The organism is Fulvivirga lutimaris (assembly GCF_009711525.1).
GTDB lineage: Bacteria > Bacteroidota > Bacteroidia > Cytophagales > Cyclobacteriaceae > Fulvivirga > Fulvivirga lutimaris.
On sequence record NZ_SMLV01000335.1, the window covers coordinates 1 to 16,211 of the forward strand.

Consider the following 16,211-nt stretch of genomic DNA (forward strand, 5'->3'; position numbering starts at 1 on the left):
CCCCAGGACCGGAAGGTAGCAAGGGTAAGCGGTTGTAGCGGTGCGATACTTGATTTGCCTTTTTTATTTCCTCCTTTTGCTTTTCTCTTCTGGTTATTTGCCAGACTATCCGTTCTCATTTCTTAGGAAGCTATTAAATTGATATTTAACTTAGCAATACTTTAAACTATCAACCATAATTACTAATATGAAATTCTTTATTGATACCGCGAATCTTGACGACATCAAACAAGCCTATGACCTTGGTGTTCTTGATGGAGTTACAACCAACCCTTCATTAATGGCCAAAGAAGGGATTACCGGAGACGCTAATGTAAAAGCTCATTATAAAGCTATCTGCGACATCGTAGATAATAATGTAAGTGCTGAAGTTATTGCAACTGATTTTGCCGGCATGGTAAAAGAAGGTGAAGAATTAGCCAAGATTGATGACAAGATTGTAGTAAAGGTACCAATGATCAAAGATGGTATAAAAGCTATCAAATATTTCAGCGATAAAGGAATAAGAACCAATTGCACATTAGTTTTTTCTGCTGGTCAGGCGCTTTTGGCTGCTAAGGCTGGAGCTAGCTACGTATCTCCTTTTATTGGAAGATTAGATGACATCTCTCATGATGGACTCACGCTAATTGAGCAAATTGTTCAGATTTATGATAACTATGGTTACGAAACTGAGGTATTAGCAGCAAGTGTAAGACACACTATGCACCTTGTACAATGTGCTGAAATAGGTGCTGACGTAGTTACTTGTCCATTAAAAGTGATTACTAGCTTATTAAACCACCCTCTTACTGATAGCGGTTTGGCGGCATTTTTAGCAGATCATAAAAAAGCAAGTCAGAAGTAATGTCATTTTCCAACGAACCAGTTGTTAAAGTTCAGGATGCATGCATCTTTCAAGATAATAATACTGTCTTGAGTGATGTCAATTTTGAGCTTGAAAAAGGTGAATTTGTTTTCTTAATTGGCCGCACTGGAGGTGGAAAATCTTCATTACTTAAAACACTATACGCTGACCTACCATTGAGGCTGGGTCAGATTAATGTTGCCGGTTATAACATCGGCAACATTAAAAGTTCTGAGATACCCCTACTCAGAAGAAAAATCGGAATCATTTTCCAGGACTTTCAATTATTCCCTGACCGAACGGTAGCTGAAAATCTTACTTTCGTTATGAAAGCTACTGGCTGGAAGGAAGGTTCAAAAATAAAGGCAAGGCAAGCTGAAGTGCTAATGCAAGTGGGTTTAGGCTCGGTAGGAACCAAAATGCCACATCAACTATCTGGTGGTGAACAACAGCGTGTTGTTATTGCCAGAGCATTATTAAATGACCCTGTTATGCTAATAGCAGATGAGCCAACTGGAAACCTTGATCCGGAAGTTTCTGAAGGTATTTTTAGACTGTTTCAGGATATTAACAAGAAAGGAACTGCTGTTCTAATGGCTACGCATGATCACAACCTGGTAAAAGGCCAAAATGTGAGAATCTTAAAATGTGAAAAAGGAAAGCTACTAGATTCTACTAAAGAGGAATTTGAGATAAAAACGAATCTCTATTAAACGCTAGCATCCTTTGAAGAAGATTGAGAATCATCTTCTTCTGACTGCTCACTTTTTTCAAGCTCATCAATTTTCTCATTCAAAACATCAATGCGCACCAGCATATTCAATATCAGTGCATCAACTACCTTCTTACTTGGGTTGGTTTTCAACTCCTCTTTAAGCACCTGATACATAGCATCTAGTTTCTGTAAATCCTGCTCAAAATCAACTTCTATAGGGGTCTCCTGCGTGTCAAAATCATAAATTAGGTCTCGTTTGTCTGAAATAATTTGAAAGTAATATGATTCGATATCTACAAAGTCCTCAGATATCTGACCTTTATGAGCCATAAGCTCCTCCTTACTTTCAGCCTTTTGAAAGAAAAGATATACCGTACTGCAGAAAAACAGTGTTGCTGCTACCTTCCAAATCCAGTTAAAATTCCTTCCTTCAGAAGAAATTTCTGAATCAATTTTATTCCAAACCCTTTCTGATGGCTCTTTATCATCAAAAGCTGATTTATTGGATTTAATATATTTTTCAAAGTTATCGCTCATAATAAGCCTCCTTTTCTAGAATCTCTTTCAGCTTCTTTTTTGATCTGTTAAACTGCGATTTCGAGGTAGATTCTGTTATCCCCAAAATGTCCGCAATTTCACCATGGTCATAACCTTCTAGTAAATAGAGTGAAAAAACAACTCTATAACCATCTGGAAGCAAGTCAACTGCTTTTTTTATTTGATTAATATCAAACTCAATATCTTCATTAAAGATTGGCTCCTCTTCCTTCACATCAGGCAGCACCTCAACAGGAGTAATCTCTATGTGCTTCTTTTTAATATAATTTAGCGATTTATTTATTACAATCCTCTTAAGCCATGCACCAAATGTAGATACACCACTATAACCCGCTAAATTTTTAAAGGCACTAACAAATGCTTCCTGCAAAACGTCTTCCGCATCATTTTCATTGTGAACAATGCGAAAACTAACATTAAACATTGCTTTGGAATACAATTTATATAACTCATACTGAGCCATACGGTCTCCTTCAAGACATTTGTCAATAATATCCTGATGTATGTTTAAAGAAGTTTGTTCCAAGCTTTTATACCTCTATTACCAAAGACAAAGATACATTATAGAGGTTGCAAGAGTAGTAAAATTTATTTCAGTGCTGCCAGATTGTCTTTAGCTAGCTGGAAGTCTGGAGCTATTTGTATAGCTTGTTCATAGAAAGATTTAGCTGCAGCCTTATCCCCTTGTTCTGCAGCTATTAAACCTTTTAGGTTAATCAGTGCCGCTTTTATAGGATACTCCTTTTGAGAGCCATCCGACAAGTTGTATACAGCCTTCATCTCTTCAATATCCTTCTTACCCAATAATATATCCGCATTGGTCTTACTCTCTGTATAATTTTTTAATTCATACTGAAGGAATGCAATCTTGTACAAAGTGTTAAAATCGTCTGTTTTTAAGTACAAAGACTCATATGTCTCAAGGGCCTTATCCTTTGCTCCAATATTATCATAAGAAACTGCAGCAATCTCAAGAGCACCAATATTATCAGGGTTCATTGCAAGCACATCACGTGCTGTAAGGGCAGCAGAAGTGTAGTTCTGCATCTGATAATATAATAATGAAAGTGAGTATAATATTGAATCATTCTGTGGATTTTCAACCAAAATATTGATCAAAGCGTGCTTAGCAACATTGTAGTCATTGTATCTGATACCCGCCTGATAAGTTCTGGCATAATGCATAGAAAGTACTTGTCCTGCCGTTGGCTGCTGTTGTCCAGTTGCTGGAGTTTGAGGTTGATCCTGTCCGAATGAAACGTTACCTACTAAAAGCAACAACACAATAATCCAATATTTCATAAGTCTTATTTTTTAAAAGTTTGAGTTTTGTTCAACAAATTCAAGTCTGATTCTATTCGCAAAATTTTGCCAAAGCTAATTATTTCTTGATATTTTGACTAACCCCTTTTTGCTGTGCCACTTTATGCATGTAATCTAACGCTTGGGTTCGATCATTAGGAATCTTTCCTTCCAATATGGCTTCCTTGATTTCCTCTTTAATTTCACCAATAATTCTGCTTGGAGAAAGGTTGAAAGTAGCCATTATTTCTTCTCCGCTTACAGGCGGCTGAAAGTTCCTTACCTGGTCCTTCTCCTCCACCTCACGCATTTTCTTTTCTACTTTTTTAAAATTAGATAAGTAGCGTTTCACTTTATCATCATTTTTAGAGGTAATATCTGCACGGCATAGGGCCATTAAATCCTCAACATCATCGCCCGCTTCAAAAAGTAAACGTCTTATGGCGGTATCTGTAATATTATCTCTAACGAGCGCAATTGGTCTTAAATGAAGTCTTACCAGTTTTTTAACATAATGCATCTTTTCGTTCAAAGGCAACTTCAGTTCTCTAAAAATATTTGGAACCATCCTGGCACCTTTATCTTCATGCCCATGAAATGTCCAACCTATTTTCGGATCAAACCTTTTGGTAGGCGGCTTTGCAATATCATGCAATATGGCGGCCCATCTTAGCCAAAGATCGTTCGAGTTTTCCGCTACATTATCCAGCACCTGCAAGGTGTGAAAGAAATTATCCTTGTGCGATTTTCCATCAATAGTTTCTACTCCATGTAAATCAACCATCTCTGGGAATATCAATTTCAGCAAACCGCAATGAAAGAGAAGTTTAAACCCATAAGAAGGCTTCTTTGAAAGGATTATTTTATTGAGTTCATCAGAGATTCGTTCCTTAGAAACAATTTTAATTCTTTCAGCATTTTTAATTATCCCTTCAAAAGTGACCGGCTCAATGTCGAAATTTAGTTGACTTGCAAACCTAACAGCTCGCATCATCCTCAATGGATCATCAGAAAAGGTAATATCAGGATCTAGCGGTGTCCTTATAACTTTTCTTTTCAGATCTTTCACACCATCAAATGGGTCAATTAAATCACCAAAGTTATCAGCATTAAGACTAATAGCCATTGCATTAATGGTGAAATCGCGTCTATTCTGATCATCTTCCAAGGTGCCGTCTTCAACAATCGGTTTTCTGGAATCGCGATTGTAAGACTCCTTGCGGGCGCCTACAAACTCATATTCAAAGCCTTTGCTTTTGATCATCGCTGTTCCAAAATTCTTAAACACCTGAACATTAGACGCTTTGATTTTATCTGCCACTTTTGTCGCCAGTTCTATCCCACTACCAACGGTTACAAAATCAACATCCTTACTTGGTCTTTTTAAAATAAGATCACGCACATAGCCACCTACAACAAATGTCTGCTGATGCGACTCACTTAATTCTGAAACAATATTAAATACTGGATACTTATCCAGGTCAGGTTTAAAATTCATGCTCGCTTTATATCGAAATCAATAGCCTTTCAACTAAATCAATTCCCAAAGTTAGCATTATTAGACCTTATGGTGAAGCGGTTATTTGTTAAAGGTTGGGCAGGGGATAAACTTATCCTTCTTTTTTACTTTTGAGCGGAAGGCAATGTCCAATCTATAAAGCAAAGAAATCTCATGTGCTCCTCCCGAAATAGCACCTAGCTCAGACACCGTGAAATCATAGCTATACCCAATTTCTATCTGATCAAACTGCATTCCCAAGATCAAAACAACGGCATCTTGGCTTACATTATCATTTACATTTTGCTGGATAGGAATACCTCTGTACCAAATCCCAACCATGATAGGCTCATACAAAAAATGTAACCCAATATCAAGTTGATCAAATTCTCCTTGATTTTTATAGATGAAAGAAGGAGCGATACTTGATATGCGCTCTCGTTTGAATGCTCCATTATACAATGGAATACGAACCCCAGCGTGAATAGAAGTTTTCATGGGAACAACACTTTCCTCATCAAGCAATGATCTATTTGGTTCGTTGATATGTGCTGCGGAGAACCCCGCCCAAAAAGTTTTATTATACACCAAAATACCTGCGCCAAAATCAAAGAAACTAGCGTTACCCAGACTTCCTGCACTCATATCAGAAGTAGGTACCTGCCCATCATTCTGAAAATCAAGCTGATCTCCAAAGACCAATTTATCAAAGTCGATACTTCTATTTGAGTATCCGAATGACAGACCGGGGGTTACAATCCACTTATTGGCCATTTGTATTTTATATGAATACAAAAAGTTAAAGCTTGTCGAAGTCAAATTCGCTGAACCTGCTTTATCCACCGTTGCTAGAAAACCTACCCCACTTCTTAAGTTCTCCATATTATAATCATATGAAAAGGCATAAGTGACAAACCCATTGGCAAATGCTGGCCATTGATTACGGTAGTTAGCTATAAATCGATGGTCTGAACCTGTTCCTGCAAATGCAGGATTCAAATACAATGGAGCTGCATAATATTGAGAAAATTGCGGATCCTGAGCCAATAAGTTTATTGAGCTAATGACAAAATATGATAATATGATTATTCTCTTTATCATCTTATAAGATTTACATCTCCATTTCGGGTGATCTTCTGTCCATTTTCAAAGACCAGATTTACTTTATAGATATATACATCCTGAGGACACAGCTTACCATTGTAGTAGCCATCCCAACCAATATTTTTATCCTTGCTCTTGAAAAGCATTTCTCCCCATCTATTGAATATGAACATTTCAAATTCCTTTACACTTTGAGTCAAAGGCAGGAATATATCATTAGTTCCTGTCTGCCCTGAAGCATCTCCTGAAACTGGCCCGGAAAGGTTTGGAGTAAATGCATTAGGAACTAAAAATCTACCGTTCATCTGACCTTCAACAATGCCTTCTCGCTTCAATGTGTCTGCACAACCATTGCTATTTGATGCAATTAAGGTGATATCATAAGTCCCCTCTTCTTTATAGTAATAAACAGGTTCAGATTCGGTACTGGTGCCGCCATCACCGAAATCCCATAAGAAAGATGTGGCTCTTTGACTATTATTATTGGTATAAATAGGATTATCAGGTACAAAAACAATATTTGGCCTGACATCAAACTGGGCTATTGGCGTTTCAAATACTTCAATAATCTGTGTCTTAGTCTCAGTGTCAGTTTGACCAACACTATTAGATGCTGTGAGACTCACAGTATAAACTCCAGGCTCAAAATAGGTGTAAGTTGGATTTATTGATGTTGAAGTTCCTTGACCAGCACCGAAGTTCCATTGGTACGAGGCGTCATCGGTAAACTGACTCAGGTTTGTGAACTGAACAGTTAACGGAGCACACCCACTATCTGGATTATAATCAAAATCCACAATTGGCGGATTTGGTGGTATCGGGTTAATGGTAATTGATTTTACCGTTACTTCCTGACAAGTACCTGTAAAGGCAGTCAAGGAGATGGCATAAGTGCCTGCATCTGCATATGTGTATTCAGAAATATTGGGATCAGAACTTGTATTACCATCTCCAAAATCCCACGAATAGTTCCATGGACCCGCGTTAGTATTATTGGTTAAAAATACAGTAGCATCAGGTAATGTCTGATTATTGGGTGTTACGTCAAAATCAACATTGATCTCCTGCCGTTGTTCAATTTGAATGGTCTGAGATGACTCTGGACTTTGACATCCTGCGAAATTGGTAGTAGTCAGTTCAACTTCAAGGTCAAGAGGGCTTGTAGTCTTGTTAATCAGGTAATTAAAATTATCGCCTTCAGTATTAGAAGAAAACAAAGTTGTTCCATTTATTTTCAGTGTCCATTGGTATTCAGCTAACCCCTTTTGTGTAGCGTCAAAGTTCAACATTAGATCATCGCAGGTGGCAGATACTGTATCAATAACAAATCCGGACAAAGGAATAGGGTTAACTCTAACTGTAAGTGAACTATCATTTGTACAACTTCCTGGCAATGTGGTTGTGAGCAGAACATTATAATCCTTTATGCTCTGTGTAAGGTTATCAAATGTATAATCCAATAAAGGAGTGACACCGGTACTTATAACGTCTAATACACCTGAAGTATCCGACACTGTCCAGCTATAATCAGTTGGAGTTTGATTCTGAGTTTGATTATCAACTCTAAAAGTAACATCCAGGGGGCTACAGTTATCATTAAAAGGCGAATAGTTGATTGTATTAAAACCAGATAAAGGTGCCGGAAATACCGTTATATCTACAGGAGCACTAACTGTCTGGCAACCATTAACTGTTACCGAGGTTAGTCTAACAGAGTAGATAACATTTGCCTGACTGTTATTCTCAAACAACCTGACCAGAGCATTCGAAAAACCAGGATCGGTTGGTGATTGAATTGAATCAACAACAAAACCTCCGCCATCATCTACTTCCCAGATGTATTCATCAATCACATCAGGTTGAGAACCCACAAAATCGTTGCTAAAATTAACCGATAGCACACTACATCCTTCCGTAATATCAGGAGTTATTTGAGCAAGTGGTAATGGATTAAGCGTTACGGGTTTAACTATGATGTTACTGCATGAATTCTGGTCAGTGGTTACCTGTAAGGCAACATCATAAGTTCCAGGAGTGACAAAATCATAGTCAAAAGAAGTTTGATTGTCATAAACAGGGTCTTTAGTAAAAGTGATGCCATCATAATTAAAGTCCCACTCCCAACTAATTATGGATTCTCCATTAATTGATGTTATTGAGGACATATCTTGAAATGATACCAACTGGCCTTCACAAACATCTAAAGCTTCAAAATCAGCTTCCGGATCAGAATATACATATACAAACTCCTCGGCTACGCTTTCACATGTTGTTGCATTATCTCTAATGGTAAGCACTCCTCTGTAAACTCCCGGATTGCTAAACACTCTATCATACGGACCAAGAGGCACTGCCGAAAATGCTCCTGCTGCAGGATCTTCAAATATCAGACTATTACTCTCATCATAAAACTCCCAGCGCCACCTTGTATTGGCAGTGGCACTACCCACAGAGTTGTCCATAAACCTAACATCAAAACTCTGGCTATTGGTATTATCCTGACAAAACCGGGGGTCAATCGGATTATTAAATAGGTCTGTTAATTCAATTCCTGCAACTAAGGATGGTGATATATCCACATAAGCCTCATAAATTTCAATACATGAACTTTGTGCTGTAGGATCTTCAGCAATTAATCTAATAAGCTTTTGCCCTGGACTATTAAAGCTAAACGTTGGATTTACATCGGTACTAGAATTTAATAACAAAGTGCCAGTATTATCATCATAAAACTCCCAGGTAAAACCCAAACCTCCCAACCCGGGTGTTTCATTATCAAAATATATATCTTCTTCCAAACAGAAAGTAGTAGTAATGGCTCCTGAAGCATCACCCCTTCTTGTAATAAAATCTGGAGCAGGAGCATCCACAATAATTATGTAAGCTGTGGTTGCAATAGCATCCTCATAATTTGGATTTGCGGCATCACCATTATATGGGTTGCAGAAATTCCAATTGAATAAAGTAATTTCAAAAGTATTTCCAATAGCATTAGCTAAATCTGCCGGAGCATTCATAGGAAATGAAACCGCTCCCGGGCCTAGTGCCGGTGTTGGTATAGTTTCTATGGGACCAAAATAAGCACCTGTAACGGGCAGCCCAGCAGTACCTCTTGTATCAGTACTTACTAAGTTACCAGTACCATCGGTTAGTTGTTGAGTTCCCCCGTCTTCAAGGCTTAAATTTAAAATAGTTGAAGCTGGATTATGGTTTGTACCATAAACAAATTGCATATTTCTTGTTAATTGATTTGGACGGTCAGGCTCAACCTGAATTCTACAGTTGAACTCAGTATTATCAGTAAATACAGCATTTACAATAGGGTTATTGTAACACACATCGTAGTTGACAGGATTAATTATTACATTACCATTACCCTCCTCATCAGTACCCCAGAAAGGGCTAAACTGAACTTCTTCAGAAGTTGGGCATAATACTCCATTAATATAGATATAGGCAGTGGGCCGAATAGAACAATCGTTATTAATGAAATAGGTAAAGGGTGGAGCAGATGCAGTGAAAGAGGTATTTCCAGCTGCTGCAATTAAACCATTACCTATATTCACCGTTGAAATCTGATTTCCAGGATCGTTCCACTCAAACCTAATTTCAATATCATTTGGGTTTTGAGCGGCATTAAAATAATATGTAATTGTGAAATCGGTAACCTCAACAGGAGCACAGTCCTGATCTGTATTAAAAGATACGTCAATCTGCGAACGTAGGAAACTGCATTGCCCATAAACCTTAGACAATGACAATAAGAAGAATAATACTAAGCCGAAAAAATATTTTGTGTACATGCTTTACAAGGAATCCTCATAAAGCCAACCAGACATTTTTAATACTGCAAAGTTGAAAAAGGAAACCATTGTAAATCAATGGATTAGTATAATTATCGACTAACTACATCATTGACTGTTGAATGGAATTATGTGCAGACAAATGGATTAATTCCAAAAACCTTCCTTACTATTGAAAGTGGGGCAAGGTATTAGCTTGTTTTTACGTTTCACTCCTCTTCTAAAAGGCTTGGCAACAAACTCATAAATCAGCGAAATTTCATGTGCGCCACCTGCCGCTGTTGATAGTTCGGAAATGGTAAAATCATAACTATAACCTATCTGGAAAGCATTGAAGAGTAATGACAGAGAAAAGACCAAAGCATCATTTTGAACTTGTTTATCCTCTATACCAAGATATTGAAAAGATCGCTGCAAAGGCACCCCTCTGTACCATACTCCAATAGACACTGGATCAATATGATAGTTAACCCCGAAATCAAACTGAGAGAACGCTCCTTGTCTACGATAAACAAAACCAGGGGTCAAATAAGATACCCTGCTAATGGTTCGTGGCCCATTATAAAGAGGTAGTCGCATTCCACCATGAACATTAAGTTTCATCGGTAACCTACTTTCGTTACCAATTAATGAAATATTAGGATTGTTCATATGGTAAGCTGATACACCAAACCAGAGGGCCCTGTTGTACATTACTATGCCTGAACCAACATCAAAGTACTGAGCATTGTCAATTCTTAAAATCTGACTATCATTTGAACCCGGCTGATCAGAAGCCAACTCATCACCTAACAACAGTTTGCTTTGGTCAATACCTTGCTGCCCATATCCAAAATAAATACCTGGTGAAAAGACCCAATCTTTACTTACTCTTATTTTATAGGAATATAAAAGACCTGCAGTCGTTGTTCTCCATCCGCCAGTCCCCATTTTATCAGTAGTGGCCATTAGCCCAAAGCCACTTTTAAGCTCCCCTACAAACATCTCGTAAGAAACTGCATAGGTTGAGAATACCTGAGGCAAGTTGGGCCATTGCAATCTATGATTGGCAATCAACCTCTGCTGAGGTGTAATACCTGTAAAACCAGGATTCAGATATAAAGGTGCATTATAAAACTGAGAAAACTGAGGGTCCTGAGCCTGCAACTTGAGACCAGTAACCAAAAGAATCGTAAGCAGTAAAACTTTTTTCATTTCAATTAAAGTTCAAGTTATCTAATCAAAGTTACATCTCCAACCCTTGTCGTTCGTTGCCCGCTCGACAATATGAGATCAAGCTTATAAACATATACCCCAGGTGGCAACAATTGACCTTTACTATTGTATCCGTCCCATCCAATACGCTTATTATCACTGAAGAAGATCAGGTTACCCCATCGGTCATAGATATACATTTTAAACTCAGTTACACCTGTGGTTATTGGTAAGAATATATCATTGGCCGAGTCTCCAGAACCAGGAATACTTGGATCATATTCTGCACCTCCTGATGGTCCATTCAAACTAGGTGTAAATGCGTTAGGCGTTTTGGTAAATCCACCTTCCTCAACATATACTGTATCTATTGCAGAGTCTACACAACCGAAATCATTCTTAACATTCAGGGTTACTATATATTCACCTTCTTCCTCATAAAAATGTTCTGGGCTTCTAACCTGATTTTCAGGCCCAAAAGAGAAGTCTCCAAAATCCCATTCATATTCAGAAACTCTCTGAGATCTATTGGTAGGTCTGAAACCGTCATCAGGTATATAAACAATAGTCTGTGTGATTTCGAATATGGCAGTAGGCTTGTCATAAACTGTTATTACAAGTTCAGAAGTTTCCTCATCCCCATGGCCATTATCTCCTTTAACCTGAACATTATAAACTCCTCTTTCAGTAAATGTAAATGTAGGATTAGGAGTCTTTAATGTGTTTCCATCAATTATCCACGTAAGGTCCTCAACTATTACATTTTTAGAAAGGCTAAGGTCTTCTCTGAAACTTTCAAAGTTAACTGTAAGCGGAGGACAACCTTCTAATATATCTGCAACACCAACTACAGTTGGTTGCGCAGGCAATACCTCTATAAAGAAGTTCTCAACATCATTACAATTAAATGCATTTGGCGATTCAACCTGCAATTCAACAGCATAACCCAATGTTCCAAATTCAGAAGGTTCTGTAAATGTGTATTGAAAACTTGCTGTTGTCGGGTTAAGTAAGTCATCTCCAATCTGAAGTCTATAAGTATTTGCCGGCTCAAAATTATTAATTACAACATCTACAGTTACAATTCCAGTATTAAAGTCTAACGTCACTGCATCAGGGTTCTTGGAACCATTAATAGTAAAGTCGGCTTCCGCTTCTTCAAATATTATATTCACTTCGTCATTAGGGTTCACGGCACAGCTGTAGAAATCCTCCATTTCAACAATTCTGTATGATACAGATTCGGTGGCCAAGATAACATGACGTGTAGCCAAATTCTCTAATACTTCTGTACTTACAACCCCTTCAGCATCTGTTTTCTCCAAAGTTAACTTGAATGGGGCTGAGCCTGCGAGCTCAAATTCAATTGCCTTAGTGTTACCAACACATAATATCTCATCATCTGTCAGAATTTGCGCACTCACAGGAGGACTCACAGTTACAATAACTACCTGCGGTATACCAGCACAAGGATCAACATCTGGTGCAGGCTGAATGATTTGAGGAGTAATGGTATAAAGTATCGTTCCTGGCGTAGTGCCTGTATGGCTAATAACTTGATTGATAGATTCTCCATTGACTAAGGTATCTGCCACATAACCACTAATATCTGGGTTGGAAGATGATGCTCCTACGATATAAGTAGTGTTTGGAGTATTACCATCTAATAATATATCTACAGTCTCACCAGCACATATTGATATTTGATTTTCAGCAATAACAACATCTGGTACTGGATCAATCGTTACTGTAATAGTTTCTACTGGACCTGTACAGCCATTATCTAGTAACAAGAATGGCTCTACTGTGTATGTCAACACTTGTTGAGTAGTAGATGTGTTAATCAATGACTGGAATAAAGATGATCCCAAACCATCAAACTGACCTATAACATTCGCATTAGGTGATACTGTCCATGCTGCAATAGAATTAGTTACATCCGTTGGTAAAGAAATATTCACTATTTCACCACTACAAATGCGTACATCATTTACTGATGGCGTAACTATTGGTCTAGGGTTAACAGTTACTACGATTGTAACAGGGTCGCCCTCACAAGGATCATTAACAGCCAGAGTGCCAGTTGCTCTTGGTGTGATTTCATAAGTAACAGTCTGGGTACTAGATGTAGGGTTATCAAGTACATCAGCTAACTGATCTCCATTTGTGAATATGGTGCCCAGAGGACTAAACCCTGTTACGCCTCCTGTAGGGGTAACATCAGTAATTTCAAATTCCAGCGTTCCAGAACTTGGCACTGTTGGGCTTGTTAGATCAATGGCCAAGCTCTCTCCTTCACAAATAGTTTCAAAAATTGATGAAGCTTCTACTTTAGGTTTAGGCTCCACGGTGACTACCACATCTACAGAAGGTCCTGTACAACCAGCACCACTCTTAGCACCATTGGCTACAGCGGTAATGGTATAAGTGACAGTAGCTGCATTGTCTGAATTATTAACCAGGTTATCCTCAATTTTATGACCTAAAGGCAAATTATTAGCCACAGGCTGGAATCCTGATAATTGTCCTCCAATTGATGAAACTGCGGTGTAGTTAAATGTGATCACTCCTGAAGTTGGTGTTGTTGGAGACAACAAATCAATATCTGTCAGTGAAGTACTACAGATAGTTGGATTATTATTTACAGGACTGGCAGTAATCTGAGGCTCAACAGTCAATACAATATCCGTGGTTGGACCGGTACATCCAGCAGCGGTCTCTCCTCTTACTGTATAAGTAACTGTTAATGGATTGTTGGTATTATTTTGGAACTGATCCAAAGATACCTCAGTAGTTGCTACTCCGTTTCTAACCCCGGTATTACCTGCTGTTTGGGTAAGGCCAGCGGCTATTACTACATTGGTAATATCATAAGACACGGCAGCTTGGCTAGTGGCAGCGGTAGTAAATACTATACCAGAAGCTTCATCATAACAAACTGTTTTATCAAGGTTACTAGCTATTGCTGGCGAAGGGTTGACAGTAAATATTACAGGTTGTTCCTGTCCCTCACATCCCGCTGCTGTAATAGGAGTAAAAGTATAAGTCACATCTAATGGAAGACTTGTAGTATTGATATAAGTATCGTTGGAGATAACTGTATTTGGCTTTCCGTCACCGATGGTAGCATTACCCGCTTGTGCCGTCAAGCCTGCAGGTATAGATATACCTTTTAAATTGAAAGTTACTGCGGGCTCAGAACCTCCTACTTCAGCCAAGATAATACCTGATGGTAAGCCAGAACATTCAGTTGAAGTAGCTGGCCCTAAAACTGTTTCAGGAAGCACATCTAACGTTATCGTGATCAAGTCTCCCTGACAACCTGATGCGCTAACAGGTATTACGTCATACTCAACAAATAGTGTCCCATTGGTTAAGTTTTCATACGAATCGCCACTAATGTAACTAGCATTAACACCATTCTGAGGGAAGACTACATTCCCCACATTAGCAGTTAACCCCGCATCAATTCTAACATCAACAATGTTATAGTTCTGCGCATTCACTGAAACACCATTTGTGGCAAAGGTAATATTGCTATCTTCGCTGCTACAAACTGTATTATCCAAAGATGGGTTAAGCACAGGTTCAGGGTTAATCTGGAACCTAACATCAAAATCATTCCCTACACAATTATCTCCGCTACCAGTTTCTCTTGGGGTAACAGTATATGTAATAAATACAGGTGAAGATGTCGTATTCAAATAGCTAGTATTAATTGTTGCCGCACTAAATGCAACTCTATCAACATCTGCAGGAACATTTACAGGGTCACTTGAGGTCACGGTGTAAATAAATTCACTCGCTAAACCATTGAAATTATCAATATTATCAGCCTGAATGTCATATAAGATAGGATCATCACTGCATACTATATTATTCAGATCGTCAGCACCTTTAGGGGCCGGTTGAATTACAAAATCCACATCAAATGGTGTTCCTATACAACCTCCTGTATCACTTATAGGTGTTATTGTGTATCTTACCGTTGCATTTGCTGCAGTCTCATTAGTAAACACATCTGTAATTGGTAATACCGAAGCAGAAGTCCTATCCAAAGAACCTGGTACAATTGATATGGCACCTGGATTTAATGAAGTAACTGTGTAGGTATATTTACCAGGAACTGAGTTCCCCAATGTATTAATATTATCATTTTGAATATTGTAGCTAATACTTTCGCCTGAACAGTATATATCAGTATCCGGAGCTCCTTCAGGACCAGGGATGATATTGAATCTCACAAGGAATGGATTTCCTTCACAATTGGTAGCATCATTAGCAACCGGAGTCACGGTATAAGTAATAAGAACGGGTGCTCCTGAAGTATTTGTGTATGAAGTGGTTATTCCCGCTGTACTAGCACTACCAATTGGTCTATCTGGGTCAGGAGTAACATCTCCTGGACTTGAAGAGGCCACACTGTAATAGAACCTACTTGCTATTCCATTAGTTATTTGACCTTGGAGGTCAAAGTTAATAGCTCCACCCCCACAAACATCAACTGTAGCGTTAGAACCAAGTGGCTCAGAATCTATTGTAAATGTAACAGTAAATGGCACACCTAGACAGTTAGTTCCCTGACTAATAGGTGTGATAGTGTAGATGATATCTACTGGCGCACCAGTATTATTGGTGTATGTATCTGTAATAGGCAGCGCACTTTTCACAGTTCGACTAGGCGCTGGAGGAACGGAACCACTTGATGAAACCACTGAATAGGTAAAATCACTAAGTACAGAATTCCCATTAATTACATCATTAATATTCAAGGCCTGAATGTCATAATTAAGTGCAATATCACTGCACTCCTCAACCGTATCATCAAAGCCTTTTGGCTTAGAGCGATAAACAAAATCAACTGTAAAATCGTCTCCCTGGCAACCATCAATTAAACCGAATGGAGTAACAGTGTAGGTAATAGTAACATCACTTCCTGTGTCGTTAACATAGCCATCAGTAATTGGGTCAACTGAAGGAACTGTACGATTACCTCCTGCTGGCACATTAACCTGATCTGAACTTGATACTATGTAAGTAAATTGACTTAGTAAGCTATTGCCTGCATTAATGTTTTGAGTTTGTAGATTATAAGACAATGTAACATCACTGCATTGGCTTCTCGCGTCATCAAATCCTACTGGCTCTGGATCTATCGTAATCACTACATCTACTGCTGGTAAGGTTGTA

At 38.4% G+C, this 16,211-nt stretch carries 10 protein-coding genes; 2 read left to right on the forward strand and 8 right to left on the reverse strand.

Annotated elements, in window-relative coordinates; all coding sequences use genetic code 11:
• Positions 1-187: 187 nt before the first annotated feature.
• Together fsa and E1140_RS07445 are read left to right on the forward strand one after the other, a co-directional pair.
• Positions 188-847, forward strand: coding sequence for a fructose-6-phosphate aldolase (fsa, locus tag E1140_RS07440; protein WP_155181099.1), 660 nt, complete (start codon positions 188-190; stop codon positions 845-847).
• Positions 847-1,560: a cell division ATP-binding protein FtsE gene (locus E1140_RS07445; protein ID WP_155181102.1), complete on the forward strand. Its 714-nt coding sequence runs from the start codon at positions 847-849 to the stop codon at positions 1,558-1,560. The genes fsa and E1140_RS07445 overlap by 1 nt, the downstream gene beginning before the upstream one ends.
• On the opposite strand, the gene E1140_RS07450 is transcribed toward E1140_RS07445, so the two are convergent.
• The 8 genes from E1140_RS07450 to E1140_RS07485 form a co-directional block, all read right to left on the reverse strand.
• A complete protein-coding gene (locus E1140_RS07450) occupies positions 1,557-2,099 on the reverse strand; it encodes a hypothetical protein (protein ID WP_155181105.1) in 543 nt (180 codons plus the stop codon). The two genes, E1140_RS07445 and E1140_RS07450, sit on opposite strands and share 4 nt — an antisense overlap.
• Positions 2,089-2,646 carry an RNA polymerase sigma factor gene (locus E1140_RS07455; protein WP_246202727.1) on the reverse strand — a complete coding sequence of 186 codons (558 nt, stop codon included), beginning with the start codon at positions 2,644-2,646 and terminating at the stop codon, positions 2,089-2,091. The genes E1140_RS07450 and E1140_RS07455 overlap by 11 nt, the downstream gene beginning before the upstream one ends.
• 62 nt (positions 2,647-2,708) lie before the next feature.
• Positions 2,709-3,422 carry a tetratricopeptide repeat protein gene (locus E1140_RS07460; RefSeq protein ID WP_155181108.1) on the reverse strand — a complete coding sequence of 238 codons (714 nt, stop codon included), beginning with the start codon at positions 3,420-3,422 and terminating at the stop codon, positions 2,709-2,711.
• Positions 3,423-3,501: 79 nt separating this feature from the next.
• Positions 3,502-4,920, reverse strand: coding sequence for a CCA tRNA nucleotidyltransferase (locus E1140_RS07465; RefSeq protein WP_155181111.1), 1,419 nt, complete (start codon positions 4,918-4,920; stop codon positions 3,502-3,504).
• An 81-nt stretch (positions 4,921-5,001) separates the two neighbouring features.
• Positions 5,002-6,021, reverse strand: a complete 1,020-nt coding sequence (locus E1140_RS07470) for a PorP/SprF family type IX secretion system membrane protein (RefSeq protein WP_155181114.1) — start codon at positions 6,019-6,021, stop codon at positions 5,002-5,004.
• On the reverse strand, positions 6,018-9,827 hold the full coding sequence (locus tag E1140_RS07475; RefSeq protein ID WP_155181117.1) for a PKD domain-containing protein: 3,810 nt from the start codon (positions 9,825-9,827) through the stop codon (positions 6,018-6,020). Before E1140_RS07475 ends, E1140_RS07470 begins: the two co-directional genes overlap by 4 nt.
• Before the next feature lie 147 nt (positions 9,828-9,974).
• Positions 9,975-11,021 carry a PorP/SprF family type IX secretion system membrane protein gene (locus tag E1140_RS07480; RefSeq protein ID WP_155181120.1) on the reverse strand — a complete coding sequence of 349 codons (1,047 nt, stop codon included), beginning with the start codon at positions 11,019-11,021 and terminating at the stop codon, positions 9,975-9,977.
• A 17-nt stretch (positions 11,022-11,038) separates the two neighbouring features.
• Positions 11,039-16,186, reverse strand: coding sequence for a PKD-like domain-containing protein (locus tag E1140_RS07485; protein WP_343034176.1), 5,148 nt, complete (start codon positions 16,184-16,186; stop codon positions 11,039-11,041).
• Positions 16,187-16,211 lie beyond the last annotated feature (25 nt).